The 24546-nt window shown below is 62.7% G+C and carries 31 protein-coding genes; 16 read left to right on the top strand and 15 right to left on the bottom strand.

The window, feature by feature from the left end:
• Positions 1–361 precede the first annotated feature (361 nt).
• The 8 genes from Q5701_RS14830 to Q5701_RS14795 all read right to left on the bottom strand — a co-directional run bounded on the left by Q5701_RS14830 (position 362) and on the right by Q5701_RS14795 (position 6182).
• Entirely contained in the window at positions 362–979 is a 618-nt protein-coding gene (locus Q5701_RS14830; RefSeq protein ID WP_306751769.1) for a DUF6134 family protein, read from the bottom strand.
• Between the two features lies 1 nt (position 980).
• Positions 981–1844: a TauD/TfdA family dioxygenase gene (locus tag Q5701_RS14825; protein WP_306751768.1), complete on the bottom strand. Its 864-nt coding sequence runs from the start codon at positions 1842–1844 to the stop codon at positions 981–983.
• Positions 1845–1852: 8 nt separating this feature from the next.
• On the bottom strand, positions 1853–2218 hold the full coding sequence (locus Q5701_RS14820) for an SDR family oxidoreductase (protein ID WP_306751766.1): 366 nt from the start codon (positions 2216–2218) through the stop codon (positions 1853–1855).
• Between the two features lie 166 nt (positions 2219–2384).
• Positions 2385–3713 carry an MFS transporter gene (locus tag Q5701_RS14815; protein ID WP_306751765.1) on the bottom strand — a complete coding sequence of 443 codons (1329 nt, stop codon included), beginning with the start codon at positions 3711–3713 and terminating at the stop codon, positions 2385–2387.
• A 169-nt stretch (positions 3714–3882) separates the two neighbouring features.
• Entirely contained in the window at positions 3883–4359 is a 477-nt protein-coding gene (gene copM, locus Q5701_RS14810) for a CopM family metallochaperone (protein ID WP_306751763.1), read from the bottom strand.
• Positions 4360–4395: 36 nt separating this feature from the next.
• Positions 4396–4707 carry a four-helix bundle copper-binding protein gene (locus tag Q5701_RS14805; RefSeq protein WP_306751762.1) on the bottom strand — a complete coding sequence of 104 codons (312 nt, stop codon included), beginning with the start codon at positions 4705–4707 and terminating at the stop codon, positions 4396–4398.
• A 199-nt stretch (positions 4708–4906) separates the two neighbouring features.
• On the bottom strand, positions 4907–5302 hold the full coding sequence (locus Q5701_RS14800) for a hypothetical protein (protein WP_306751760.1): 396 nt from the start codon (positions 5300–5302) through the stop codon (positions 4907–4909).
• Between the two features lie 88 nt (positions 5303–5390).
• Positions 5391–6182 carry a glutaredoxin family protein gene (locus tag Q5701_RS14795; protein ID WP_306751759.1) on the bottom strand — a complete coding sequence of 264 codons (792 nt, stop codon included), beginning with the start codon at positions 6180–6182 and terminating at the stop codon, positions 5391–5393.
• 86 nt (positions 6183–6268) lie between these two features.
• Here Q5701_RS14795 and Q5701_RS14790 point away from each other — a divergent pair, with 86 nt between their 5' ends.
• Positions 6269–6649 (top strand): MerR family transcriptional regulator, encoded by a 381-nt coding sequence (locus tag Q5701_RS14790; RefSeq protein WP_306751758.1) that lies wholly within the window; start codon positions 6269–6271, stop codon positions 6647–6649.
• On the opposite strand, the gene Q5701_RS14785 is transcribed toward Q5701_RS14790, so the two are convergent.
• Positions 6646–7077 carry a MerR family transcriptional regulator gene (locus Q5701_RS14785; RefSeq protein ID WP_306751757.1) on the bottom strand — a complete coding sequence of 144 codons (432 nt, stop codon included), beginning with the start codon at positions 7075–7077 and terminating at the stop codon, positions 6646–6648. The two genes, Q5701_RS14790 and Q5701_RS14785, sit on opposite strands and share 4 nt — an antisense overlap.
• Before the next feature lie 50 nt (positions 7078–7127).
• Between Q5701_RS14785 and Q5701_RS14780 the strand changes: the two genes are divergently transcribed.
• From Q5701_RS14780 to Q5701_RS14740, 9 genes are all read left to right on the top strand, one after another.
• The gene (locus tag Q5701_RS14780; protein WP_306751756.1) at positions 7128–9410 is read left to right on the top strand and encodes a heavy metal translocating P-type ATPase; all 2283 of its coding nucleotides are present in this window, start codon (positions 7128–7130) and stop codon (positions 9408–9410) included.
• Between the two features lie 436 nt (positions 9411–9846).
• Entirely contained in the window at positions 9847–10386 is a 540-nt protein-coding gene (locus Q5701_RS14775; protein ID WP_306751755.1) for a calcium-binding protein, read from the top strand.
• Positions 10387–10486: 100 nt separating this feature from the next.
• Positions 10487–10669, top strand: coding sequence for a hypothetical protein (locus tag Q5701_RS14770; RefSeq protein WP_306751753.1), 183 nt, complete (start codon positions 10487–10489; stop codon positions 10667–10669).
• A gap of 3 nt (positions 10670–10672) precedes the next feature.
• Entirely contained in the window at positions 10673–10921 is a 249-nt protein-coding gene (locus tag Q5701_RS14765) for a hypothetical protein (protein WP_306751751.1), read from the top strand.
• A 313-nt stretch (positions 10922–11234) separates the two neighbouring features.
• Positions 11235–12449 carry an HlyD family efflux transporter periplasmic adaptor subunit gene (locus Q5701_RS14760; RefSeq protein WP_306751750.1) on the top strand — a complete coding sequence of 405 codons (1215 nt, stop codon included), beginning with the start codon at positions 11235–11237 and terminating at the stop codon, positions 12447–12449.
• Positions 12446–13618, top strand: a complete 1173-nt coding sequence (locus Q5701_RS14755) for an FtsX-like permease family protein (protein WP_306751749.1) — start codon at positions 12446–12448, stop codon at positions 13616–13618. Before Q5701_RS14760 ends, Q5701_RS14755 begins: the two co-directional genes overlap by 4 nt.
• A gap of 8 nt (positions 13619–13626) precedes the next feature.
• Positions 13627–14322: an ATP-binding cassette domain-containing protein gene (locus Q5701_RS14750; protein ID WP_306751748.1), complete on the top strand. Its 696-nt coding sequence runs from the start codon at positions 13627–13629 to the stop codon at positions 14320–14322.
• 250 nt (positions 14323–14572) lie between these two features.
• Positions 14573–15022, top strand: coding sequence for a hypothetical protein (locus tag Q5701_RS14745; RefSeq protein WP_306751747.1), 450 nt, complete (start codon positions 14573–14575; stop codon positions 15020–15022).
• Positions 15023–15224: 202 nt separating this feature from the next.
• Complete coding sequence (locus tag Q5701_RS14740; protein ID WP_306755424.1) at positions 15225–16283, top strand: YeeE/YedE family protein; 1059 nt, start codon at positions 15225–15227, stop codon at positions 16281–16283.
• A 19-nt stretch (positions 16284–16302) separates the two neighbouring features.
• Here Q5701_RS14740 and Q5701_RS14735 read toward each other — a convergent pair whose 3' ends face one another.
• From Q5701_RS14735 to Q5701_RS14720, 4 genes are read right to left on the bottom strand one after another with little or no spacing between them, the layout of a single operon-like run.
• A complete protein-coding gene (locus tag Q5701_RS14735) occupies positions 16303–17265 on the bottom strand; it encodes an MBL fold metallo-hydrolase (protein WP_373568664.1) in 963 nt (320 codons plus the stop codon).
• 2 nt (positions 17266–17267) lie between these two features.
• On the bottom strand, positions 17268–18194 hold the full coding sequence (locus Q5701_RS14730; protein WP_306751745.1) for an MBL fold metallo-hydrolase: 927 nt from the start codon (positions 18192–18194) through the stop codon (positions 17268–17270).
• A 42-nt stretch (positions 18195–18236) separates the two neighbouring features.
• Positions 18237–18788 (bottom strand): thioredoxin family protein, encoded by a 552-nt coding sequence (locus Q5701_RS14725; protein WP_306751743.1) that lies wholly within the window; start codon positions 18786–18788, stop codon positions 18237–18239.
• Complete coding sequence (locus Q5701_RS14720) at positions 18785–19522, bottom strand: cytochrome c biogenesis CcdA family protein (protein ID WP_306751742.1); 738 nt, start codon at positions 19520–19522, stop codon at positions 18785–18787. Before Q5701_RS14720 ends, Q5701_RS14725 begins: the two co-directional genes overlap by 4 nt.
• Positions 19523–19638: 116 nt before the next feature.
• Between Q5701_RS14720 and Q5701_RS14715 the strand changes: the two genes are divergently transcribed.
• Positions 19639–20082, top strand: coding sequence for a thioredoxin fold domain-containing protein (locus Q5701_RS14715; protein ID WP_306751741.1), 444 nt, complete (start codon positions 19639–19641; stop codon positions 20080–20082).
• 35 nt (positions 20083–20117) lie between these two features.
• Complete coding sequence (locus Q5701_RS14710; protein WP_306751740.1) at positions 20118–20600, top strand: DUF302 domain-containing protein; 483 nt, start codon at positions 20118–20120, stop codon at positions 20598–20600.
• A gap of 37 nt (positions 20601–20637) precedes the next feature.
• On the opposite strand, the gene Q5701_RS14705 is transcribed toward Q5701_RS14710, so the two are convergent.
• Entirely contained in the window at positions 20638–21684 is a 1047-nt protein-coding gene (locus tag Q5701_RS14705) for a YeeE/YedE family protein (protein WP_306751739.1), read from the bottom strand.
• Between the two features lie 11 nt (positions 21685–21695).
• Positions 21696–22100 (bottom strand): ArsR/SmtB family transcription factor, encoded by a 405-nt coding sequence (locus tag Q5701_RS14700; protein ID WP_306751738.1) that lies wholly within the window; start codon positions 22098–22100, stop codon positions 21696–21698.
• A gap of 158 nt (positions 22101–22258) precedes the next feature.
• Here Q5701_RS14700 and soxX point away from each other — a divergent pair, with 158 nt between their 5' ends.
• From soxX to soxA, 4 genes are all read left to right on the top strand, one after another.
• Positions 22259–22738, top strand: a complete 480-nt coding sequence (soxX, locus tag Q5701_RS14695) for a sulfur oxidation c-type cytochrome SoxX (RefSeq protein WP_306751737.1) — start codon at positions 22259–22261, stop codon at positions 22736–22738.
• Positions 22739–22792: 54 nt separating this feature from the next.
• The gene (gene soxY / locus Q5701_RS14690; protein WP_306751736.1) at positions 22793–23239 is read left to right on the top strand and encodes a thiosulfate oxidation carrier protein SoxY; all 447 of its coding nucleotides are present in this window, start codon (positions 22793–22795) and stop codon (positions 23237–23239) included.
• 22 nt (positions 23240–23261) lie between these two features.
• Positions 23262–23591 (top strand): thiosulfate oxidation carrier complex protein SoxZ, encoded by a 330-nt coding sequence (gene soxZ, locus Q5701_RS14685; protein WP_306751735.1) that lies wholly within the window; start codon positions 23262–23264, stop codon positions 23589–23591.
• A 79-nt stretch (positions 23592–23670) separates the two neighbouring features.
• Positions 23671–24534 carry a sulfur oxidation c-type cytochrome SoxA gene (soxA, locus tag Q5701_RS14680; protein WP_306751733.1) on the top strand — a complete coding sequence of 288 codons (864 nt, stop codon included), beginning with the start codon at positions 23671–23673 and terminating at the stop codon, positions 24532–24534.
• Positions 24535–24546 lie beyond the last annotated feature (12 nt).

Genomic DNA, 24546 nt, shown 5'->3' with positions numbered 1-24546 from the left:
CAGCATCCGAGCCGGACCTCACCACCGTTTGCTGTTGGCTTCATCTGGACGATCGGCGCCTTCGACGTCAGCAAGGAGAGATGGTAGGTGCCTGCGTCCTTGTCGTCGTTGATGCCCCTCAATGCGGGCTGCGATACCGTCGATGGGGCGGCACCGCCGTGGCGATCGACAAAAGGCGCGCGCGCGCGTCGCGGTTGTCCTGGGTCATGATCGCCTGTTCCTGCTCTTCGGGTTGCTTTGCGGACCCGGCAGGCCCAGGAAACGGCCCCAACCTCGTTGCGGCCATCGCTGAACGCGCGATGGCCCGGTAAGGGTTCGGCCAGGGGTGATGCGTGTTCCCGGTCTCTTCCTACGCGGATCCCTAGCGGAGGACGTAATCCACCTGCGATCCGTCCTCGGCGGTGAAGCGGACATGGACCAGCTTTGCGCCCTCATACCACAGGTCGCGCTCCAGCCCGCCCCGCAGCGCATAGTGGATTGCCTCCACATTGCCCGTCCCGGTCGCGACCGTCTCGGACCCCAGGTTCTGCACGCGGATGGCGTCGGTGCTGCCGTCGATGGTGTTCAACACCTGCCCGGAGCGGAGGAGGTCGGCGTTCCACAGGCTGGCCGGGATCAGCGATGTCGTCCCGACCGAGATGTCGTGCGGCGTGCCGTTGTCATCGGTCCGAGAGGTCAGTCCGGCCAGGCGGTCGCCGCGCCAAGTCTCGGTGCTGGCCTGCTTGAAGCGATAGGCGCTGACGCCGATCACCGGCACCTTGACCGACACGTCCGTCGCGACGTTCACGGTCAGGTCGTCGCCCTTGCCGCGGAAGCTGACGACATAGTCGCCGATGTCGCGGCCGTTGCGGATCACGTCAAAGGTCAGTCGACCCGAAGGTGGCACGCTGGCGGAAGGGGCAGCTATCGCGACCGATCCCAGCAGGGTGGCGGCCAGAAGGGCGCAAAGGGTCAGGCTGCGGGTCTTGTGCGTTTCCATGTCAGATCATTCCCATGCCGATGAACAGGTTGCGGTTGGCGTCGGCGATGGCGCGGCGGCCATGCATCACGCGGGTGTTGTCCAGAATGGCGATGTCGCCGTCCTGCCAGTTGATCTCATGCGTGACCTCCTCGGCCAGGGCGCGGATGGACTCGATCTCGGCTGGGGTGACAGGGCTGCCGTCGGCCATGGCATAGCGCGGCGGCTGGTAGTTGTGGGACGGGCCCAAGACCGCATTGGCAAAGCCGCGATCGGCCCCGCCCAGGACCGAGGGACGGACCGGATCGACCGTCAGGCGATAGGTCAGCGCGCCATCGTCATGCAGGTCGAAATCCTGGCCCGGAACGGCGGCCTTGAACTGCAGCACATGCTCCATCGTCACCTCGTCGGGGTGAGAGATGGCGGGATGTTCATTGGCCAGGTAGCGTTTCCACAAGCCCTCGGGCAGGACGCGTTCGACGGTCATGGGTTGCGACCAGCGGGTCTTCTGCGCGTCGTCGAAAAGGTCCCAGACCGCACGGCCGTCGCAGATCGTGGTCTGCGATCCCTCAAAGGCAGCTGTCTGGGCGAAGAAGGTCACGATGTCTGGGCAACGGGGCGTGTTTCCGTTCTCGATATGCAGCCCGATCGGGCCAAGACCGGCGTCGACCATCTGCGTGGTTTCGGTCGTATGGCTGCGGGCCGGATCGAACGTCACCCGGCGACAGAGCGTGGTGACCAGAGCCGAGAAATCCTCCATCTGCGGCTTAAAGCCGCGCAGCAGGGTCCAGCCGTCGCGGGCCAGGTCGTCGCGGATCGCCGCCAGAAGGCCAGGATCGGCCAGTCCGTCCGAATAGTCGCTGCGGCGCAGGATGTTGTAGGTCATGGATGTCCTCATGGTCGGGAAGAAAGGTCGTTGGCGGCGGCAATGACCGCCGGATCGCGCGCCAGGCGAATGAGTGCCCAGTCGATCAGGGCCGGTCGCAGGCGCTGCAGGGCCACGAACAGCCGTTCGCGGGTCGGCGGCAGCTGTTCGCGCTTGCGGGCGGTGATGGCGCGCCAGGCATGGGCGGCCACGACCTCGGGCGCATCCAGCGTCATGGCCATCGGGCGGACTAGGCGCTCGAAGCCCTGGGCGGCATTGCCCTTCATAGCCGCTTGCTCGACCAGGTTGCGGGCCTCCGCTTCGAGACCGCTGTATGCCTTGTCCGTAGCTGCGGCATCGTCGTCTGACATGGAACCGCTCGTGTTCTGTGCCATTGGTCTGTCCTTCGGGGAGATCATGAACTGAAGAATAACATGGCGGTTTGATTGGCCTTCCGTTTCGGCCGCTTGATACAGAAGCCTGGGAAGCCAATCGAGTTCGCTCCTGCGTCATGGTGCTCCTTCCTTCAGCCTTAGCCTCAGGAACGCGACACCGCTGCAGTCATCCCGGAACGCGGTCCTCAACCGGCCATCGCGGATGCAAATCGTCGATCACCACCGGGTGGTGGTGCCGACCCTGTGTTCCAGAGGCGACCAGGTGCGGATGGTCGGCGGGTAGGCTGGAATGCTGGTGGGGGATGTCGGTGGGATCGCCTTGCGGCCACAGTCGCCAGGCTAAGGTGACTCCCGCGACGGCGATCATGGAGAGGATGGCGAACGCACCGTTCATGCCCACGGTCGCGCCGAGGTATCCCGCCAGCGGATAGCAGACCAGCCAGCAGGCATGAGACAGAGCGAACTGGGCGGCAAAGACCGCAGGCCGATCCTCTGGGTGGGCCGAGCGCCGTAGCAGCCGACCAGAAGGTGTTTGAGCCACCGAATAGCCAAGGCCCAGGATCAGCCAAAGCGCCAACAACGCGCCATAACTGTTCATCCCTATCCCGGCGGCGGTTCCGCCGACCAGCAGGCCCGCACCGGCTATCATGACAGGGCGATCTGACAAGCGCTCCAGCACAGGGGGCAGTGCCAGGGCCGCGATCATTGAGCCAGCGCCAAACGCCGCCAGCGCCAATGCCACCTGCGGCTCGGCCAGCCCGAAGCCCGCTTTGACCAGAACAACGGTGTTGACGATCACCATCGATCCAGCCGCCGCAACCGCCAGGTTGATCGCTAGTAGTCCTCGCAGGCGTGGGGTTGCGACATAGATTCGGAGACCCCTCGTCGTGCGGTCCCAGACCCCGCGCCTCGGGCCGGCAGTATGCGGCACAGGCAGGCGCACACTGAGAACAAGAGCGGCAGAGGCCAGGAACCCGAGCACCGTGCCAGCGAACAGGCTGTGGAAGCCAATGACGCTCAGAAACGCCGCTGCCAGCATCGGGGAAACCAGGCTTTCCAGATCATAGGCCAGCCGCGACAGCGAAAGGGCACGGGTATACTCGTGCTCGTCGGGCAGAATGTCCGGGATGGTGGCTTGGAAGGTCGGCGTGAAAGCGGCCGAGGCGGCTTGCAGCACGAAGATCAGCAGATAAATCTGCCAGATCTCGGTCACGAAGGGCAGGAACAGCGCTACCGATCCCCGGATGAGGTCCAGTCCGACCAGCAGTAACCGGCGCGGTAATCGATCGGTGAAGGCCTGGGCCACCGGCGCCACACCCACATAGGCGATCATCTTGATGGCCAGTGCCGTTCCCAGGACGACACCGGCATCAGCCCCGGCAAGGTCATAGGCCAAAAGCCCCAGGGCGACCGTCATCAGTCCGGTCCCGAGCAGCGCGATCACCTGGGCCGCGAAAAGGTGGCGGTAGGTGCGGTTTCTCAGAATGGCCAGCATCAGGCGTCCCTACAGAACTTTGTTAACGGCATCACTTCAACTGGACATGGCCAGCCTCATCACCAAGGCAAAGGAGCTGTCGTGCTGTTTGTGGAAGGCTCATCCGGGGCTTTGCAGCCCAAGATCGTCGGGACCGCAGATGCCTGATGCGCCGGCGGTCCCGTGGTCTTTACGGCTTGGTCGCACTCCGCTCGACCCAAGTGGTCATTTCCTCGATTTCCGGGCCTTGAGCGTCGATGATCTTCTGAGCCATGGCTTTTGACTCCTCATCATCGCCATATTTCAGCTCGACCTCGGCCATTGCAATGGCGCCGGTATGATGCGCAATCATCCCGCAGTGGAAGGCAAGATCAGGGTCCTTGATGGTGTGTGTGGCCATCATCGGGCCGTTCATCTCCATCATGGCCTGCATGGAGGCCCGCTGCGCCTCGTCCATGCCTTCCATGCCGCCCATCATGCCGGACATGTCCATGCCCTTCATCATTTCTGACATCCCGGACTGCTGGATTGCGTCTTGGCAGCCCGGTGGCAGGATCGACAGGTTGGTCATTTGCTCGGAATGACCCTCCATTTTGCTCTCCTGGGCAAAAACCGCAGGCGCAGCCAGGAAGGCGGCAATGATGGCAGCGATTTCGAGTTTACGCATGGTGTTTTCCTTTGATGTAATTGAATATCTTAACGATCAAGCGGCCATGTTCCGGCAGCTTTCGGCGCACCGGCGACATGCATCGACGCATTCTTGCATTTCACCGACCTGTTCGCAGTTTCGGGCACATTCCTCGCACACTTCAGCGCACACCGCGCAGGTGCGTTTGTGAAGCTTGCTGCCCATCAGCATGACGTTCGCCGAGGTCTGGCAGATCTCGGCGCAGGCCATCATGAGCTGGAAATGGGTCGGTTCGACATGCTGACCGCCCTTTTCCAGGCAGTGGCTCATGGCCATGTTGAGGCAGGTGATATGGCAGCGCAGGCATTCATCGATGCAGTTCTGCATGTCTTGAGGGATACGGTGCATGTGGATTCTCCATTTTGAAAGCGCCGGATCGATCAGCGGCGAGCGGGCGCAGTTTCTCACCGCCACAGACGACGCCAGCAGAAAGCTTCTGTGATGCCGTCTGAGCGAACCCCGCCCTCAAAGCTCATGCGGCGCCGACCTCCATCGGGCCGAGCGTTCGACGCTTGCCGGAACGGGATCAGATACGATGAGATGGGCGTGGAGGACGGCGCAGACCTTCGGGATCATGTCCGGCCAGCGAAAAGACCATGATGAAGGCTTTGGACGAAGTTTCCCAAGGATCTACCATGTCGAGATCCTCGTCTGGCATGAGCGCCAAGAGACACGCATCGCCGCAGCACGACAGCTTCCCTTGCTGGCTGGCGCCGTGCTGGTAGTCAGATACCGTGGAATGGTTATGGCTCCGCTCTGGCTCATCAAAAGCAACATCGACGACGTGAGATGCTTTTGCCTGAGCCATCATATGATCGTGCGCGTGCAAGAGTGCGCCTTCGGCAGCGACAGCATGCGACACAAACATCGCCACTGCCAAAAGCGCGATCACGCTCGCAAGCTTCTGCCAGATCGACGTCACCTTTGCTCGGATTGCTGGCCGTATCATGGCACGGGAACGCCAACGGGGTGGACTTGTTCCAGTGCCGTTCCGCAGGCCAAGCGTCCGATCACATTCCGTGCGCCCAGGGTGGCAGCAGCCCGAGGGCACCGAGGGCCATCCAGACCGCCATGGCGATCATCATCAGGTTCTCGGTCAGCGACACAAAGCCCAGGGGCACGTTGCTCGATCCGCCGACGCAGGCGCATTTGAGTTCGCGCCGATCCAGATAGACGGCCTTGAAGACCGACACCGCACCGATGCTGCCAATGACCAGGGCAATGGGAACGGACAGCCAGGTCAGGGCGCCGGCAATCATCAGGATGCCCGCCAGCCCCTCGGCGAAAGGGTAGATGTAGGAATAGGGCACCCATCGCTTGGCCAGCAGGTCGTAGTTCAGGAACATCGTCGCGAAGCTCTCGACGTTCTGCAGCTTCAGGAGCGCCAGGATGGCCATGCTGAAGGCGATGAACCATTCGGCAGCCCGCAGGGTGAAGGGCGTGCCGTAGACCGCGAAGCTTGCGGCAAGCGCCATCAGCAGCGTCATGGCGAACAGGGCCATCACAGGCCGGTAGCTTGTGGCCTTGGGATCGGTGACGCGCTTGCCGAGATAGCGCCGCAAATCATCATAGCCGCCGATGCGCCGGTCACCCATGAAGATCTGCGGCGTGGTCGCGACATCATGGCTGGCCTTGAAGGCCTCGACCTCCTGCCGCGTGGCAAGGTGATGATCCTCGACCGCAAAGCCCGACCGCTTCAGCAGGTCCAGAGCCTTGAGGCCATAGGGACAGGTGTGATCCGGCATCATCATCCGGTAAAGGAGGGCCGACTTTTCGGCGCCATGGGCATTATGTTCCGACATCTCTGGGACTCCTTGCCGTTCTTGTAACGGAGCATGTCGGCACGTATATAAGTCCTGTACCATAGTACGGGATCAAGAGGCAAAAGGTGCTTTCGATTGGAAAACTTGCCGAGGCTGGCGGCGTCGGCGTCGAGACCATCCGCTTTTATCAGCGGAAGGACCTGCTGCCAACACCGGTGCGAGACGGCGGCATTCGCCGCTACGATGAGGAGGATGTCCGGCGGCTTCGCTTCATCCGCAAAGCGCAGCAAGCTGGCTTCACGCTCGAAGAGATCAAGGAGTTGATCGCTCTGGACTCGGGGCAGGACCATCACCGGGCACAGGAAATGGCCCGAAAACGGCTGGACAAGCTTGATGAGCAGATCGCTGAACTGCAGCGCGCTCGACAACATCTCGAGAGGCTAGCGGAGGACTGTTCCAAGGGAGGATCCAGGACCTGCCCCATTCTCGCAGCCTTCGAGGTCTAAGGCCTGTCGTCTACAGCGACAGCGTGCAGGCAGTTCTCGTGGTTGCTTAGCACCTCGATGACCTTGCAGTCGGAGATCGTGCCTTGGGCGCATTGCGTCAGCATGCGCTCCAACTCCTGCTGCAAGGCTTGAAGGCGCGTGATGCGGTCCTTGACGGACCCAAGCTGGCGCGTAGCGATCACATCGGCGGCAGCGCAAGACATGTCGGGCCGGTCTGACAGACTGAGCAGTTCCCGGATGTCGTCAAGCGAGAAGCCGAGCTCGCGGGAGTGACGGATAAAGGCAAGCCGCTCCTGGGCCTTCGTGCCGTAGAGCCGCTGGTTGCCCGCGCTGCGTTCGGCCTCGGGCAGCAGGCCAATCTCTTCGTAGTAGCGGATGGTCGGCACCTTGACGCCTGTAGCCGCGCTCAGTTTTCCGATGCTCAACATGAGAAACCTCTTGAACCTCTAGTTGCTAGAGCTCCTATCTTCCCGACTCGATGAAGAAAAGACTTCGGGCAGGACGCAAGATAATGGAAGAGATAATAGAGCGGCGCGAGTGGACCGTGACAGGCATGGACTGCGCGGCCTGCACGACAAAGGTGTCGCGGGCGGTGGAGCGGTTGCCGGGCGTCAGCGACGTCAAGGTGGCACTCATGGCGGAACGTCTGTCGCTGAACCTGGCTCCGGGCACGACAGAGCCGGAGGTCATCGAAGGCACCATCCGCAAGCTGGGCTTCGGGATTGCGCCCAAGGGGCAGCAGGCGCCGCGCAAGAAGGCATTCGTGTTGCCGGGCGCGATGCCGACCTCTCGGACAAGCACCTCAGAGGACCAGGATGAAAGCAGCTCCACTGCCCCAATGCAGCACGAGACTCCTGATGCTCAGGAGGCTCCAGCCGAACGCGAGACGTCTTGGCACCAGACCGGAAAGGGCCGGGCTGTCATCTTGACCGGCGCTTTGCTGTCCGCCGCCTGGTTGGTCGAGCTGCTGACATCGGTGGAGGCCGGCTCCTGGGCCTTTGTCGCCGCCTGCCTGATTGGCCTTGTTCCGGTGGCGAAGCGCGCCTTCGAGGCGCTGCGCATGGGCCAGCCCTTCACCATCGAGGGGCTGATGACCATTGCTGCTACCGGTGCCTTGGTTATCGGCGCCGCGGAAGAAGCAGCCTTGGTCATCTTCCTGTTTGCCGTGGGTGAGGTCCTTGAGGGCGTTGCTGCCGGGAAGGCCCGCCAGGGCATCCAGGCCTTGGCAAACCTTGTGCCGAAGACCGCGCTTCTCGAAGTCGGCAGCCAGACACGGACCGTCCCGGCCGACAGTCTGGAGATCGGGCAGATCGTCCTCGTTCGTCCTGGGGATCGAATTCCCGCGGATGGCGACATCATCGAGGGCACAAGCGGTGTCGACGAAAGCCCGGTCACGGGCGAAAGCGTGCCAGTGACCCGAAGCGTGGGGGATGGGGTTTTTGCCGGCTCCATCAATACCGAGGCCGTGCTGCGCATGCGCGTGACAACGGAACCATCAGACAACACCATCGCCCGCATCATTCGCCTGGTGGAGGAGGCAGAGGAGGCCCGCGCACCCACGGAACGCTTCATCGACCGTTTCTCGCGGGTCTACATGCCCGCGGTCATCGCGCTCTCGGCATTGGTAGTCGTGGTACCACCACTGGCCTTCGGTCAGGATTGGAGCACCTGGATCTATCGCGGGTTGGCACTGCTGCTGATCGGCTGCCCTTGCGCCCTGGTGATCTCGGTCCCGGCCTCCATCGCTTCGGCGCTGTCCTCGGGGGCGAAACGCGGAATGCTGATGAAGGGCGGCGCGGTGATCGAGGCGGCGGCAAAGACCACGCATGTTGCCTTTGACAAGACAGGCACCCTGACGCGGGGCAAGCCGGTCGTGACCGATCTGATCCCTGCTTCTGGCGTTCTTGAGGCCGAGCTTCTGGCCGTTGCGGCTGGTGTAGAGGCGGGCTCGAACCATCCGCTTGCGCAGGCCATTCTGCGCCGGGCCAAGGCAGCCGAAGTCTCGATCCCGGCTGCGCGTGATGCCCGCGCTCTTGCCGGACGAGGCGTCGAAGCCATTGTAGGCGAAGCAAAGGCCTGGGTGTCCTCGCCGTCCCATGCTGCGGAAATCGGCGGGATCGACGCGGCCGCCGTGCAGCGCGCGACTGTGCTGGAAGAGCAGGGCAAGACCGTTGTGGCGGTGTTCCGGGCTGGACAGCCCCTCGGGCTGATCGCGATACGGGACGAGCCCCGCGACGATGCGGCCAAGGCCGTTCGGCAGTTGAGCACATTGGGCGTCGCCGCCACGATGCTGACCGGAGACAATCCCCGCACCGCAGCAGCCATTGCCGGACAACTCGGCATCGATTTCCGCGCGAGCATGCTGCCCGAAGACAAGCTGACCACGATCCGCGACCTGAACCGCCAGGGCAACGTCATGATGATCGGCGACGGCATCAACGACGCTCCTGCCTTGAAAGAGGCAAGGGTGGGCGTGGCGATGGGGTCTGGCACCGACGTGGCGCTGGAAACGGCCGACGGAGCGATCCTGCGGGATCGCGTCACCGATGCCCCGGCCCTGATCCGGCTGGCACGGGCGACGATGGGCAACATCCGGCAAAATGTGACGCTGGCGATCGGGCTCAAGGCAGTATTCCTCGTGACCTCGATCCTCGGCATCACCGGCCTCTGGATTGCCATCCTGGCCGACACCGGGGCCACGGTTCTGGTCACCCTCAATGCTCTGCGCTTGCTGGCCTTTGATCCCACCAAAGAGGCGTGAGATGCTGGGACAGGCAGAATGGATCTGTCTCGGTATCATGGCACTGTATCTGGGAGCCTTCGCCTGCGGCCACATGCGATTGAGCCTACTGAGGGTCGACTCCAGCACTCGCGAGCGTCCGGCGAGGATCAGCACCTCGCTTATGGTACCAAAGGCACCCGACCCGACCGCGGTACCGATGGCCGCGTCCGAACCAAACAGACCTTCGGCACGGGAGCGGTGTTGCCCTGAAAGGCCCGTCCGCCGAGATCAAGTTGCCAAGATGAAGAGCAGTTGCGTCGCCATCGTGATCAAAATGTCCCGGTTCAGGCTTACCGCCATCTGAAGCATCCGACCTGCTGTCTTAAGGTGGATGTCAGCTTTGACGCGTACAGAACAGCAGACAGGCCTTCGCTCAACTCACCTACAGGCGAAGCCGTAATGGAGGAGGATAATCATGCGATCCATGCTGTTTTCGGCCGCGACGCTTGCGTCCATCGTTTTTGCAACCGGTACCCTTGCCCGAGACGTCTTCGGCTCGCCTGACGATGATATGTTGCGCGGCACGCCGGGAGCCAACCACATGACCGGGCTTGCTGGGCACGATGAGCTTATCGGTTTCGGAGGGGACGACCTGATTGAAGGCGGAGACGGTTCCGATGAACTCTTCGGTGGAGCGGGCAACGACATACTGGCGGGAGGCGCGGACGGCGATTATCTGGACGGGCGCGCCGGCAACGACACATTGACCGGCGGAACGGGCAGGGATGTCTTTGCCTTTTACGCGCACGACTCCGGCAAGCCCCTGGACAGCGGCAGCGACACCATCACCGACTTTGATGGCGCAGAAGATGCAATCTTGCTGAATGGATTTCGCAGCGAGGACATCCGCACACGCCCCAATGGCGCGGACATGGTGATCGAAGTGCCGGGTCGGCTCTGGATCACCCTGCGCGGCATCTCTTCGCTTGCCGGCGACGAACTTCTTTTTCGGTGAAGCCCACTTCCTTCTATGAGGAGGTGAGTCTGCATCTTCTCACTATCGCGCATTTGGGAAGACGCCGATGGCGAGCAAACCGCCTGTGCCAGGATGATCGTTGGGCTTCCCGCGCGAAATTCTTGAAGCAAGGCCGACGGCGCAAGGTGCCAGTGCTCATTCGCAGTCTGTCATAAATGCGATTCGAATTGCTGCCGCTATTGCCGTCGTTTTCGGTCTGCTGACGATCCTGAGCGGCCGGCGGGCGCTTTTTGGCGCGACAGACATGGGTGCCATCCTCTAATTCGTGCTCGTGTTCAATTTCCTTGCCGGCTTCGCCTATGTGCTGGCGGGCGTCGGGCTGTGGCAGGGCCGCGACTGGGCGCCCGGGTTTTCTTTCGCTATTCTCGCGGCGACCCTGATCGTCTTCGCAGCCTGCGGCTGGCACGTGCTGAGCGGTGGCCCGTGGGAAACGCGGACGCTCGGCGCCATGACCCTGCGGTCGCTGGTCTGGATGGTGATCGCCGCCACTGCCCAGCATAGGAGCAGCCGATGACGACATCGTCTGGTCTGCCATCAGATGCGGCCATGGCGTTCCTGCTGATCCTTTTTCTGATGCCTGCGGTGCAGTGAACGACGAGCCTGCGTGAGATCGGCGTTCAGAGAAGGCCTTGGCTTTGCGCCAGCCTCCCTGACCTTGGTCAAGTTCCATGCGTCCTTTGTCCTGTAGTCTGCAACTTGTTGCAGTAGACGGGAGGTTCCCAGCAGGGAACACGCCAGGGATCATCCGGGACGACTTCGCGAACTGACCCATCCACGAACTGAAACTGATATGATCCTTGAGGGTCACCAGGGCAGGGAGAGCTTGCATGACCAAGGTCAAAGATGAAGCGCTTCCGCTTGACCTGAAGCTGGCTGACCCGGTGGCAGCACCGGGGCGGCGGTGGTTTCGCAAACAATATCTCCTGGTGCTGCTTGTTCCCGCCTTCATGTTCACGGGCGCAGTCGTCGGGATGTATTACCAGCCGCTGGGCTTGCAGAAGTTCTATGCGCTGACGGGTCTGCAGCCCGGCGGCGGATCTGATGCGCCTATTGCCCTTCCGCCAAATATCGAGCTGCCGCCGAAGATGGCCGAAACCATGTTGCCCACCGATGTGGTGGGGCTTGCACGGCTTATGCCGCAGGGTGACGTCTCGATCGTGGCCCCACCTTATGGCGCAGGAGATGCGCGAGTGGCCGAAATCCTGGTTGAGGAGGGTGACCGCGTGGAGAAAGGCGCGGTGCTGGCCCAACTGGACAATCGCCCGACGATGGAAGGTGCGGTGCTGATGGCCGAGGCCAACCTCGCCGTCGGCGAGGCCAATCTCGTGCAGACCCGATCTGCCGTCGCAGCCAGCCGAGACGAGGCGCAGGCCGCTCTTGATCAGGCACTGGCAACGGCCGCCGAGGCGCAGACGACGGTTGCGCGGACGGAAGCGCTTTTTGGCCGGTCGGTCGCCACGCAGGCCACGCTGGAATCGGTCCGCGCGGCCGCCGAAGGCTCAAGGCAGGCGGTGGCGCGGGCTGAAGCAACCTTGAAGAGGTTTTCGGCCTTGGCCTTGGACGATCAGCCCGACGTGGTCGTGGCGGCGCGCAATGTGGATGCCGCCCGCGCAGAACTGGCCCTCGCCCGGCTGGATCTGGCGCGGGCAGACGTGGTGGCCCCGATTGCAGGAACGATCCTGATTATTCACGCAAGCCTAGGGGGACGTCCACCGGTCCAAGGCATCATGGAAATGGGGGATACAGAGCAGATGATGGCCGAAGTCGAGGTCTGGCAGGATCGCATTCCCGCCGTTCGCATCGGCCAGCCGGTCGAACTGGCCGCGGCAGCCCTTGGAACCACCCTGCAAGGCCGGGTGGACCGCATCGGCCTGACGGTCGGCCGGCAAGGGCTGATCTCCGACGACTCTGCGGAGAATAAGGACGCACGGGTGATCCGCGTGCTGGTGGCACTGGACAAGGTCTCCTCGGATCTGGCCGCGCGCTTTACCAATCTGGAAGTCGTTGCCCGGATCGACACGACTGCCGGGGCCGCGCCATGAGCCGCCTTCTGCAACGCCTGTTCGGGCGACTGCCCATCGGCTGGCTGCAACTGACGCACAACCGCACCCGCTTTGCGGCCGCGCTTGCAGGCGTCGCCTTCGCCAATGTGCTGGTCTTCGTTCAGCTGGGCATCATGAACTCCATGGCCGCCGCCACGCTGCGTCCGTATCAGTTCTTTCGGGCCGACATCATGATTTCGGCCGGGGATGCCAACTCGCTGACTGATGGCGGTAATGTTGCGCGGCAGTGGTCGCTGCAGGCGATGGCCGACCCTGATGTGGCGGAGGGCGCAAGTCTTTTTATCGCCAATGTGCCCTGGGACCGGAGCGACAAGGACATCAGCTTGACAACCTTCGGGCTCGATCCAGTCAAGACAGGTTTTCTTGCGCCGGAAATAGCTGGGGACCTTGGGCTTTTGCAGGTTCAGGACGCGGCGATCCTCGACCGCCTTGCCCGTGGGTTGGCGCGGGACGAGGCTGCCGCAATCCGCCCGCAATCGCCCCTGAGGTTCGAGACGGAGGGGCGCACTCTTACCGCCTATGCCACATTCGCGGGCGGCGGCGGGTTTGGCGGGGATGGCTATATGCTCGTTTCCGACCAGACCTTTCTATCACTGTTTCCCGCCCGCAGTTCCGCGGCGCCCGACCATATCCTGCTGACATTGCGCCCGGGGGCACAGGCAGAGGCGGTGATCGCGCGACTGAAGCATCTGATCTCGGATCCCACGCTGCGCATCCGCACCTTCGAGCAGGCCGGGCAGGACGATCTGCGCTACCAGCAGACCAAGCGACCTACGGGCATCATCTTCGGCTTTGGCGTGCTGATCGGCGTGCTGGTGGGGCTTGTGATCGTGTATCAGGTGTTGTCCACCGACGTGGCCGATCACCTGCGCGAATATGCCACCTTCAAGGCCATGGGGTATGGCCCCCGCTTCTTTCTGGGCATCGTGCTCGAAGAAGCCCTGGTGCTGGGGGTCATGGGTTTTCTTCCGGGCTTAATTGTCGGGACCGCGATCCTGACCCTGATGGGCACCATCACCACCCTGCCGCTGGCGATGACGCCATCCATGGCCATCAGCGTCTTTCTGGGTACCCTGTTCTTTTCGGCCCTCTCAGGCGCCATCGCGACGCGCCGCCTAGCCGCCGCCGACCCAGCTGACCTGTTCTGAGGCCCGCCATGGACGCAGAAATCATCGTCGAGGCGCGGGGGCTCAACCACTGGTTCGGCAGCGGCGACGCGAAGAAGCAGGCCCTGTTCGACGTGAACGTGACCCTGGGACGTGGCAGTTTCACCGTGCTCATGGGTCCGTCCGGATCGGGAAAGACCACGGTTCTGACACTGATCGGCTGTCTGCGCGCGGTGCAGGACGGATCAGTGCGTTTGCTCGATCACGAGCTGCATGGTGCGACCGAGGCGCAGCTTGTTACCCTGCGCCAACAGCTCGGCTTCATCTTCCAGGCCCATAACCTTCATGAAAGTCTGACAGCGGCTCAGAACGTAATGATGGGTGTGCAGGTGCATGGAAACGTCCCCGACCGCTTGGCTCGCAAGGCAGCCGTTCATGCCCTTGGGTTGCTGGGCCTGGCGCACCGCACCGCCTATCTCCCTGCAAATCTCTCGGGTGGGCAGAAGCAGCGTGTCGCCGTGGCCCGCGCACTGGTGGGCAATCCCCTGCTAGTGCTTGCGGACGAACCAACGGCGGCCTTGGACAAGGACAGCGCAGCCGAGGTGGTGGATCTTCTGAAGCGCATGGGTGCCGCACGCGGCACCACCACGCTGCTTGTCACCCATGACAGCCGCATTCTTGACCGGGCCGACCGGATACTGACGCTTGAGGACGGCCGTATCGTGCAGATCGAGGAACGCAGCTAGGAGAAGCTGTGCGGTCGGGCAGACAAGATCTGCAATCCTATCCAAGGTCCGCCGTGTACGCTCACCTGTGCTTGAAGCTTGCAAAAGCGGCAGGAGCAAAAGGCGCAAAAGCCTATCCTGCCCACACCGGCTGATGCCTTCTCCCGCGCTGCGCTTGCCGATTGCTGCCGGGAACAGCCGGACAAGGCGATGGAACATCCGCACGGGACGAGGGTTGGCACTCTCACACGTCGGTAAGTGGAGGCTCTCTATGCTTGCAACGACTGCTACGCGTTCCCAAGGAAGTCCGGAAGCCCATCGTAAGTTCGAGCAGCAGGCAGAGAAACGGCTGGAATGGCTCGCCTCAAGGCCGCACCTGATCGCGCAGCGACTGAGGGAGCTGGACGAGGAATGGGATATCGAGCGCGCGATCGAAGCGAATGCAGCAACGCTCGCACTGACCGGAACTGTCTTGTCGATGACGCATGATCGGCGATGGGCTTATCTGCCGCTTGTGGTTACCGGCTTCTTGCTGCAGCACGCCACACAAGGGTGGTGTCCACCGGTTCCGTTCCTGAGAGCGCTTGGATTTCGCACCCAGGGCGAGATCGAGCGCGAACGCTATGCGCTCAAAGCGTTGCGCGGCGACTTTGACGATCTGCCAGGCAGCAGTCGCTCGGATCAGCGTCGTGCCGAAGCAGCATTCGACGCAGCACACTGACGGATCAGTCTGCGTCAGCGGATCGTATCAACGACGCGATCCCAGTTTCGACACCCACGGCGAGGGTTACGATCAGGGTCGTCGCAAGGGCAGGGAAATCCACGTGGGGAGCATACCTCGGCCTGGTTTGGATAACCTGTCGCATGGCAAGTTTAAGTCCGCGCCGCTATGACTCGGCTTGAACCACGAAGAGAGCCAAGTGATGGAATTCTCGGCCATTACGGAGAGGGTAGGAGACTTGCCCACCGCGGCACTGATGGGGCTGCTGGTGGGGATTTTCTTCGGGGTTGCGGCGCAGCGGTCGGCCTTCTGTTTGCGTGCGGCCACTGTTGAATTCGCCCGGGGGATGCTTGGGGCACGCATGGCTGTCTGGCTGCTGGCATTTTCTTCGGCCGTGATCTGGGTTCAGGCGGCCCGGATGCAGGGCCTCGTGGATACCGAAGCTGCGCGGATGATGTCCGTTACCGGCAGCATCAGCGGCGCGATCATCGGTGGGCTGATCTTCGGAGCGGGGATGGTCCTTGCGCGCGGCTGTCCTGGGCGCCTGCTGGTGCTGGCGGCGACCGGCAACCTGCGTTCGATCCTCAGCGGGCTGCTATTTGCCGTGACAGCCCAGATGACGCTACACGGCTGGCTTTCCGGCACGCGGACTCAACTGGCCCAGTTATGGATCACGCCCGACGGACGCAACATCGACCTGTTCGGCTGGCTAGGGCTGCCGGACTGGAGCGCGCTTGCGGCGGGAGTGCTGTGTGCGGCGGCTGCGCTGTTCCTTGCTTGGCGGAACCACATCTCAGCCGGCATCCTGATCTTTGGGGCAGGCGTGGGCGTTACCGTGGCGATTGGCTATTTCCTGACCTATAGCCTCTCGCAGATCGCCTTCGATCCTGTCTCGGTCACATCTGTCACGTTCACAGGCCCCTCGGCCAACACGCTGATGGCCATGCTGGTGCCGTTCGAGGGCTGGAGCTTTGACATCGGCCTGGTGCCGGGTGTCTTCATCGGCTCGTTCCTGGCGGCCTGGATCGGTGGCGTCCTGCGATTCCAAAGCTTTGAAAGCGCCGCACAGACGCGTCGTGCCATGGTGGGCGCCGTGATGATGGGATTTGGCGGGATGTTGGCGGGTGGCTGTTCGATCGGCAACGGGGTGTCGGGCACCTCGATCATGGCCTTGACAGCCTGGATTGCGCTCTTCTCGATGTGGATCGGGGGCATGGCCACCGATCGCCTGGTCGATCAGCGGCGGGAAGCGGGGGCGTGATCCCGCTCGCCGCCAGCGATCATTCGAACTCCATTTCGGAAAACACAACGCCTGCATTCTTCGTGGCCAATTCATCGAAGGTGTCCATCCAGGTCCACTGGGACTGATCCAGATAATAAGCCTGCGACAGATCGCCTCCGGCATCGAGATGTTCGGCGATCTTGGCGCGCAGATCCTTGAGGTAATCGACGGTTCCGGCCCGCACGGTGGCAAGATCGGTCGGTGCGCCGTGGCCGGGAACGATGATTTCGGCCCCAAGCGGTTCCAGCTTGGTCTCAAAGGTTTCGATCCAGCACAGGGTGCAGGTGCCTTCGAAGATCGGCGGCATGCGTTCAGAAAATGCAATGTCGCCTGCGATCAGCACCTTGCTGTCCGGCAGCCAGACCTGCGCGTCGCCGGGCGAGTGAGCAGGGCCAAGGTGAAGCACCTCGATCCTGGTGTCCCCCATCTGGATGTCCTTGCCGTCCGTGAAGGTTTCCGTCGGTTCCACAATGCTTGTGCCTTCGGCGTTTTCCTTGGCGTAGGCCTTCAACGCGTCGAGTCCGCGCGGACCTTCGGTGTCGATGAAATCGGCCACAGCCTCTTCGTGTGCCAGGATGGGAACGCCCTGCGCCGCCCAATAGCTGTTGCCCAGCATCGAATGACCTTGGCCGTTTTCGTTGATGACCAGCTTGACCGGCTGGTCGGTGATCTTGCGGATCTCGGTGTGCAGTGCCTCGGCCAGCTTCCAGGACGCGCCGCCGTTGACCACCGCCACCCCGTCCGAGGTCACGATGAAGGACAGGTTGTTGTTGTGGCCCGCGTTCTCGTAGGTCGGCGGCTGCGTCGCGCCAATCGCGCTGTAGACGCCCTCTGCCACCTTGACCGGCGGACTGTAGAGAACCGAGGCGGGATACTTGTCGGGCGTATCGTCGGCCTGTGCCAATGTCCCCGGCAGCGCCAGCACCATCGCGGCCGCAATCAGGCGTGCATCAAACCACATCTTCATGCCTCGCTTTCAAATGAAAATGCCTGCCCATCGCGCCGGACACGGCCGATGCCGCCATCGGGCAGGTGATAGCCGAGGATCGTCCATTCCTCCTCCGCAAGCCGCGCCAGCATGGCCTGGCGGGTCTGTGCCGCAAGTGCAGGGTCGTGATCTGTCGCGGTGCCAAGGTCCGGGCGGGCAAATCCAGCCAGCATGGTGACAAAATCGCCCGTCACGAACAGGCCTTGATCGGGTGTGCCGATTTCGAAGGACATGTGGCCGGGCGTATGGCCGGGGGTCATCACGGCCCGGATGCCGGGCAGAACCTCGCCCCCATCGTCAAAGCGGTCCATCCGGTCGCCAATAGCGGTCAGGCGGCGCATGGCACCGGCGGCAAAGGACTGGCGTTCCTCTCCGATGGTGTCGATCGTGGCGGGATCTGTCCAGTAGTCGAACTCGATCCGGCCCATCTTCAGCGTCGCGTCGGGGAACAAGGGCTCGTCGAAGTCGTCCAGCACCCCCCACAGATGATCGGGGTGCCCGTGGGTGAAGATCACATCTGTCACGTCCTCAGGAGAGACGTCGATGGCGGACAGAGCATCGATCAACCGGCCGGCCGTCGGCATGAAATCAGGACCCGAGCCCACGTCGAACAGCACCACGCGGTCGCCCTGGCGCAGCAGCGTGATATTCAGCGGGCTATGCACCACAGCCTGGGGGTCGATGTTCAGGCTGCGCAAAAGCTCGGCCCGCACCATTTCGGGGATCGTTGCAAAGGCGAACTCGGGCGGGAACTCGAGATGCCCGTCAGACAGGCTGTCGATGCGCAGATCGCCGGCGGTCATCGTTGTGACGGCCCAGCCACGCAGAGGTGCGAGCGGCAGTGCCGCAGCCGAGATCAGCGCGGCAGTGCGGGTCAGAAAAAAGCGGCGAGCGATATGCATGGTGGATCCTTCCTGTCAGGCAGCATGGCGTGTCTGGCGAATTTACTGGAACAACACGTCCCGGATGTCGCGCCCGGTTTCGGGTCCGCCCGCCGCCGCCCATTCCAGGACCTTGAGCGTATCGTCGGCGTCCATAACGCCCGGGATCACCGCCATGGCAGCGCGGGCGGCGTCCGTGTCGGGCGGCAGGGCAGGGGGCAGCAAGATCAGCGTCGGCGTCAGCGGAACGCCCCATTTTGCGGTGGCGCGCTTTTCGGTCAGAACCTCGCCATCCGTATCGGTCAGCTCGGTCCCGCCGAACAGATCGACCTGCACCACATCGAAATGATCTCGGATCAGCCGGTCGATGCGTGGATCGGTCAGAACCTCGTTGTGAAGCCGGGCGCAATAGATGCAGCCCCGTTGCTCGACGATCAGCAGCAGGTGGCGGCCTGCCTCGGCTGCTTCCTGATTGTCCTCGGCCAGGACCTTAAAGCTGTTCTTCAGCCAGTCCGGCTTGTGCAGCCCGTCGTCGCCCAATGGCACCGGGCCAGCCAGAGCTGCATGCGCCAGAAGCGGCAGGACGAGGCCCAAGGCAAGATGAAGGCGTGTCATCGCGTGGTTGCACTCCAATCCATGTTGTCCACCATGACGGCGGCGATCCGGTTCACCCCGTCCGTGGCGATGAGGACCGCGAACAGGATCAGCATGACCCCCATCACTCGTTCGACCATTCCGAGGATCCGCTGGTTGCGCGCCACCCAGGACATGAACGGCCGCGCGAAGAAGGAGATGAGGACAAAGGGAAAGGTCATCGCCAGCCCATAGACCAGCAGCAGCGCGCCCCCCTGCCAAAGACTGTCCTGAGCCGAGGCGACAAACAGGATCGCCGCCAGGGCCGGTCCCGCGCAGGGCGTCCAGCCAAAGCCAAAGGCCAGTCCCATCACATAAGCGCCTGCCAAAGTCGCCGGATTACCCGAGGCTTCGATCCGTGCCTGGCGGTAAAGAAACGGGATGCGGATGATCCCAAGAAAGTGCAGCCCGAACAGCGCCAGGATGCCTGCAGCGACCCAGGACAGTTCCGTCCGCCATCGGGAAAACGCCGACCCGGCGGCCGTGGCGCCAAGGCCTAGCAACACGAAGATCGTCGTGACGCCCAAGGAAAACGCAATAGCCCCCAGGACAAGCCGCCGCTGCGCGCGCGGCTCCATCCCGTGTGGTCCCTTGATCTCGGCAATCGAGACCCCGGCCAGGTAGCAAAGATAGAACGGCACCATCGGCAGGATGCAGGGCGAGAGAAACGACAGTATTCCCGCGACGGCAGCCCCGCCAAACGTGATTTCGGGCATCGGCAACCTTCCGGCAAGACCGGGTGGATCGGGGCGCCCCTTACCACCACGCTTGCAATGACACGCTTATATCATCATATTGGAATACGTATCGGCGTCCGTCAATGCGGTTCCCCATGCCATTGAAGCTGCACCTGACCTGTTCCTGCCTTGCCGCCATTGTCGCGGCCTTGGCTGTGCTGTGGGCGATGGCAGCCACTGCCGCCCCGGCGGAGCTCCAGCTTCTGATGTTCGAACGCGACGGATGCAGCTACTGCCGGCAGTGGAACGAGGAAATCGGCCCCGCCTATCCCAAGACGGCAGAGGGCCAGGCCGCCCCGCTGCAGCGGCTGGACATCAAGGCCCCGCTCCCTTCGGGCGTGACCCTGACCGGGCGGGCCCCGATCTTTACCCCCACCTTCGTGCTTCTGTCCGAGGGGACAGAGGTCGGCCGCATCGAAGGCTATGCCGGTGATGAGTTCTTCTGGGTCTTGCTGGAGCGCCTTCTGAGTGATGCAGGGTGGTCCGCGCCCGTGCTTTCCGGGGGACTTCCTTCCAATCCGGCACGCGCCGAACCCTGACGTTTAATGCCCATGAAAGCAGGAGAAACGACCTGATGACCAAGACAGCAATTCTGAGTGCCTGCGCCGCGCTTCTGGCTCTCTCCCTGCCTTCAGGGCAAGCGACCGCGCAGGAGGCGGCCTCATCCGGCGAGAATGGCGTATCTTATGTCCGCACAGTGGAGGGGTCTTTTGACGACATCTCCTTCGCTGTCGAACAGGCGATCACAAACGAGGGGCTGGTGATCGACCTGACCAGCCATGTCGGCGACATGCTGGCCCGCACCAAGGAAGATGTGGGCGGCGCCAAGGATCTGTTCACCCATGCCGACATCTTCAGCTTCTGTTCGGCCAAGGTGTCCCGTGAGGTGATGGAGGTCGATCCGGCCAATATCCAGCACTGCCCTTATAGCATCTTCGTCTATGAGACGGCGGACGAACCAGGCAAGATCATCGTCGGCCACCGCACTTATCCGGGTGAGACGATGAAGCCGGTGAACGAGATGCTGACCAAGCTGGTCGATACCGGGACCGAGTAGTCGCGACGGGTTCCGCTGGCCAAGGCTGGCGGGAACCCTACAAATCTTCGGACAGCAGCAGCCGCTGCAAGCCCACCCAGGCCCCTGCGGCAATGGCCAGCAAGGTCACCGGGCCGGACCACGCCAGCAAAGCGGTGGCGGTCAGGCCTTGGCCGATGGTGCAGCCCATCGCGATGACCCCGCCTATGCCCATCATGATGGCGCCCCCCAACTGACGGCCCAGTTCGCGCGGATCGTCGCAGGCTTCCCACCGGAAGCTGCGCCGCCACAGCGATCCCGCTACCGCCCCGACAAGCGTGCCGGACACCAGCCCCACCGAGAAGGACGGCAACGTTCCTGTCGCGGTCATCAGATACAGGATCGTGCGTCCGACTGGGGCGGTATAGGACGGGCCTTCGATCAGGACAGCGTCCATGCTGTAGCGCGCGACCTGTGTGGTGCCTATGAACGCCAGGACGACCGACAGACCGACCCCTGCGGCGCAGATCACCGTAACAGCCGAATGGCGCACCTGTGGGTGGCGCAACCCGGCCGCAATCAACGCCAGGCCCAGAGCCGCAGCCATCCAGGCGGGGTCAAGGCCGGTCAGGGCAGAGAGTGCCTCGCCCATCCCCGATCGCCCGTTCTGTTCCGTTTGGGGGAAAATAAAGACCCGCAGCGGCGCCAGTGGGCCCGCAAGTGTGGCATAGGTGGCGATCCCTAGGACCACCACGATCAGGATCGAACGGATATCGCCATCGCCAGCCCGGACCAGAGCGCCAAAGCCGCAGTTGCCCGCCATCGCCATGCCATAGCCGAACAGCAGCCCGCCCGCGACGCTAGACACCGGGTTCCAGGCAATGCTGTGATACAGAGTGCGGCCGACGTCGATCAGGCCCCAGGCATCGGCCAGATGGGTCGACAGGATGGCCACGCCAAGCGCAAGGCTCCAGATGTGAATACGGCGGAAGTCTCCGCCGATCAGAGCGGTTTCAAGGGCGCTCAAAGTGCAGAAGTCGCCCAGCCGCGCGCAGAGGCCCAGAAGGACGCCAACCCCTAGTCCGACGGTTCCGGCCTGCAATCCTGCCGCGATATCCGCTGTCATGGCCGCGTCAGTCAAAGGTCCCTGCGATCTTCATTGCCAAAGATGCGCGCATAACAGATCAGCAGTTCGCCGATGCGCGGGTCTTTGAGCGAATAGAAGATCGTCTTTCCATCGCGGCGCGCCGTAACCAGCCCTTCAATCCGGAGGCGCGCAAGCTGCTGACTGACGGCCGACTGCCGCGCGTCCAGCATCCCTTCAAGCTCTCCGACGCTTTTTGGACCTTGGGCCAGATGGCAAAGGATCAGAAGCCGTCCTTCGTGCCCCAGGGTCTTGAAGATATTGGCCGCTTCCTCGATCGCAGCAAATCGCGCGGCCGGTTCCGCCTTCGCGGCAGTTGACTGCGGCACCTGCGCATCCGCCCGGCCGAACAACAGGTTTCCCAAGCCGAAGCGCGCGATGCTTTCCGATCCGCTCATTGGTGTGTCCCTTTTTAATGCCCACAGCCGTTCAGCAGGCCTTCCGCCAAATATTCAATTATTGCAATATAAGCATTGCATCATGGATCAAAGACCCTAAAGTGATGAATGCGTGAGTCGCAAGGAAGAGTGACTTCCGCGCCTTTGGGGGAGGGCAGATGCAGCATATCTTGGTGCTTACAGTCGTAGTGGCAAGCCTTGGTGCCCCGGCAATGGCAGAAATTGCGCCGGATGGAGTGCCTTGGGCCGAAGACGGATCGGTATCTGAATCGTTGACAGGAACACCGGGCAATCCCGAAGAGGGCAAGGTCGTCATGACCACCAATGCTCTGGGCAATTGCGTCGCCTGCCATGCCATCGAGGCGCTGCCCGATGTGCCCTTCCAGGGCAATATTGGTCCGCAGCTGGACGGTGCGGCAGACCGCTGGAGCGAGGCGCAACTGCGCGGGATCGTTGTTGATGCCAAGCACACCTTCCCGGACTCCTTTATGCCGGGGATGTATAAGGTGGGCCCCTTCATCCGTCCTGGGGTTGCTTATACCGCAAAGCCCCCTGAGAAGCCCGAGGACATCAAGCCCATCCTGTCGGCCCAGCAGGTCGAGGATGTCGTGGCCTATCTGATGACGCTCAAGGAATGAAACCAGCCGTGTCCCGCTGGGACGTCTGGAACGCGACAAGGAAGGAAGAACAACATGCTCATTTCACGACGCGGGATTCTGGCCGCAAGTGCGGGATTTGCCGGGCTGGCCATGCTGCCGATCGCCGTGCAGGCACAGGATGCTGCGGCGGCACCCGCCCAGACTGCCGACGAGATGATCGCCGAATTCACCGGCGGAGCGGAGGTGGCTGAAGGTGACGGCGTCAAGCTGACCGCCCCCGAGATTGCCGAGAACGGCAACACGGTCCCCATTTCCGTCGAAGCACCAGGCGCGGCCGAAATCCTGCTGATCGCCACAGAAAACCCGACGCCGGGGGTGGCAAAGTTCAGCTTTGGACCGCTGGCTGCAAACCAAGCCGCGGCAACGCGCATCCGGCTTGCCAAGACCCAGGATGTCGTCGCGATCGCCAAACTGGCGGACGGCAGTTTTGTGCGCACGGCGGCGAATGTGAAGGTCACCATCGGCGGTTGCGGCGGCTGATCCAGAGAGAAGGAACAGGAACATGGCAGAGAACGTCAAACCACGCGTCCGCGTCCCGAAAACCGCATCGAAGGATGAGGTGATCACGATCAAGACGCTGATCTCGCATCCCATGGAGTCGGGTCAGCGCAAGGACAAGGACGGCAATACCGTCCCTCGGTCGATCATCAACCGCTTCACGGCCGAATTCAACGGACAACTGGTGCTAGATACCACGCTGGAACCGGCGATCAGCACCAATCCCTATCTCGAATTCGATGCCAAGGTGCCGGAAACCGGGGAATTCAAGTTCACCTGGTATGACGATGACGGGTCGGTCTACGAGGACGCCCACAAGGTCGAAGTATCCTGATACCGGGCCCCAAGCCCGGCCTGCCCGCGACCATGGAGGGTGGCGCGGTCCGATATCGCCAGGGAGGAAATACGGCAAGATGAAGCTGCACCATACTGTGAAGGCCGTGGCGGTTCTGGCGGCGACACTTGCCCTGACCGCCGCCCAGGCCGATCCGGTCCAGGACGACCAGCTGGTCATCAACGGCGAGGAAGAGCTGGCGACACAGGCGCCTGCCCCTGATCACCTAGAGGGTGCTTTGGGCGAGACAGTCTATTCGGGCTGGCTGTTCCGCGACCCAGACACCCGCGCCATGCAAAAGGACGATTTCGACAACCCGATGTTTCTGTTTGTCGATGCGGGCCTCGAGGCTTGGAATACGCCCGAAGGAACCGCGGACAAGTCCTGTGCCGATTGTCACAATGACATCGAAGAAAGCATGAAGGGCCTGCGCGCCGAGATGCCCAGGGTGAATGACAAGGGCGAACTTTGGGCCCTGGAAGATCATGTCAATGACTGCCGCACCAACCGGATGGGTGCCGAAGCCTGGGGCTGGAACAGCCAGGAGATGAAGAACATGACGGCTGCGATCGGTGTGCAGTCGCGCGGCATGCCCGTCGCGGTCAAGATCGACGGCGATGCCGCGCCCTTCTGGGAGAAGGGCAAGGAGATGTATTACACGCGCTATGGCCAGCTGGAGATGTCCTGCGCCAATTGCCACGAGGACAATTTCGGTAACAACATCCGCTCGGACCATCTGAGCCAGGGGCAGATCAACGGCTTTCCGCTGTATCGTCTCAAGGACCAGGGCGCCGTGTCGATGCATCAGCGTTTCGTGGGCTGCATCCGCGATACGCGCGGAGTCCCTTTCGAGGCCGGCAGCCAGGAATTCCGCGAGCTTGAGCTTTACGTAGCCTCACGCGGGAACGGATTGCCCGTCGAAACTCCGGCTGTCCGTCACTAAGACAGGCCGCGG

The organism is Paracoccus actinidiae (genome assembly GCF_030863885.1).
GTDB classification, from domain to species: domain Bacteria; phylum Pseudomonadota; class Alphaproteobacteria; order Rhodobacterales; family Rhodobacteraceae; genus Paracoccus; species Paracoccus everestensis.
The sequence above is the reverse complement of the archived record's forward strand: the minus strand, read 5'-3'. Positions and strand labels throughout refer to the sequence as shown.

Bases quoted from the DNA above. Each gene is read 5' to 3' on its own strand.
- soxY (WP_306751736.1), top strand. From the start codon at position 22,793: ATGCTCATTTCACGACGCGGGATTCTGGCCGCAAGTGCGGGATTTGCC.
- Q5701_RS14725 (WP_306751743.1), bottom strand. From the start codon at position 18,788: ATGACACGCCTTCATCTTGCCTTGGGCCTCGTCCTGCCGCTTCTGGCG.
- Q5701_RS14775 (WP_306751755.1), top strand. From the start codon at position 9,847: ATGCGATCCATGCTGTTTTCGGCCGCGACGCTTGCGTCCATCGTTTTT.
- Q5701_RS14710 (WP_306751740.1), top strand. From the start codon at position 20,118: ATGACCAAGACAGCAATTCTGAGTGCCTGCGCCGCGCTTCTGGCTCTC.
- Q5701_RS14780 (WP_306751756.1), top strand. From the start codon at position 7,128: ATGAAGAAAAGACTTCGGGCAGGACGCAAGATAATGGAAGAGATAATA.
- Q5701_RS14740 (WP_306755424.1), top strand. From the start codon at position 15,225: ATGGAATTCTCGGCCATTACGGAGAGGGTAGGAGACTTGCCCACCGCG.
- Q5701_RS14735 (WP_373568664.1), bottom strand. From the start codon at position 17,265: ATGTGGTTTGATGCACGCCTGATTGCGGCCGCGATGGTGCTGGCGCTG.
- soxZ (WP_306751735.1), top strand. From the start codon at position 23,262: ATGGCAGAGAACGTCAAACCACGCGTCCGCGTCCCGAAAACCGCATCG.
- Q5701_RS14830 (WP_306751769.1), bottom strand. From the start codon at position 979: ATGGAAACGCACAAGACCCGCAGCCTGACCCTTTGCGCCCTTCTGGCC.
- copM (WP_306751763.1), bottom strand. From the start codon at position 4,359: ATGCGTAAACTCGAAATCGCTGCCATCATTGCCGCCTTCCTGGCTGCG.
- Q5701_RS14745 (WP_306751747.1), top strand. From the start codon at position 14,573: ATGCTTGCAACGACTGCTACGCGTTCCCAAGGAAGTCCGGAAGCCCAT.
- Q5701_RS14820 (WP_306751766.1), bottom strand. From the start codon at position 2,218: ATGGCACAGAACACGAGCGGTTCCATGTCAGACGACGATGCCGCAGCT.
- Q5701_RS14705 (WP_306751739.1), bottom strand. From the start codon at position 21,684: ATGACAGCGGATATCGCGGCAGGATTGCAGGCCGGAACCGTCGGACTA.
- Q5701_RS14720 (WP_306751742.1), bottom strand. From the start codon at position 19,522: ATGCCCGAAATCACGTTTGGCGGGGCTGCCGTCGCGGGAATACTGTCG.
- Q5701_RS14755 (WP_306751749.1), top strand. From the start codon at position 12,446: ATGAGCCGCCTTCTGCAACGCCTGTTCGGGCGACTGCCCATCGGCTGG.
- Q5701_RS14785 (WP_306751757.1), bottom strand. From the start codon at position 7,077: ATGTTGAGCATCGGAAAACTGAGCGCGGCTACAGGCGTCAAGGTGCCG.
- Q5701_RS14795 (WP_306751759.1), bottom strand. From the start codon at position 6,182: ATGTCGGAACATAATGCCCATGGCGCCGAAAAGTCGGCCCTCCTTTAC.
- Q5701_RS14700 (WP_306751738.1), bottom strand. From the start codon at position 22,100: ATGAGCGGATCGGAAAGCATCGCGCGCTTCGGCTTGGGAAACCTGTTG.
- Q5701_RS14825 (WP_306751768.1), bottom strand. From the start codon at position 1,844: ATGACCTACAACATCCTGCGCCGCAGCGACTATTCGGACGGACTGGCC.
- Q5701_RS14715 (WP_306751741.1), top strand. From the start codon at position 19,639: ATGCCATTGAAGCTGCACCTGACCTGTTCCTGCCTTGCCGCCATTGTC.
- soxX (WP_306751737.1), top strand. From the start codon at position 22,259: ATGCAGCATATCTTGGTGCTTACAGTCGTAGTGGCAAGCCTTGGTGCC.
- Q5701_RS14805 (WP_306751762.1), bottom strand. From the start codon at position 4,707: ATGCAGAACTGCATCGATGAATGCCTGCGCTGCCATATCACCTGCCTC.
- Q5701_RS14760 (WP_306751750.1), top strand. From the start codon at position 11,235: ATGACCAAGGTCAAAGATGAAGCGCTTCCGCTTGACCTGAAGCTGGCT.
- Q5701_RS14815 (WP_306751765.1), bottom strand. From the start codon at position 3,713: ATGCTGGCCATTCTGAGAAACCGCACCTACCGCCACCTTTTCGCGGCC.
- Q5701_RS14750 (WP_306751748.1), top strand. From the start codon at position 13,627: ATGGACGCAGAAATCATCGTCGAGGCGCGGGGGCTCAACCACTGGTTC.
- soxA (WP_306751733.1), top strand. From the start codon at position 23,671: ATGAAGCTGCACCATACTGTGAAGGCCGTGGCGGTTCTGGCGGCGACA.
- Q5701_RS14730 (WP_306751745.1), bottom strand. From the start codon at position 18,194: ATGCATATCGCTCGCCGCTTTTTTCTGACCCGCACTGCCGCGCTGATC.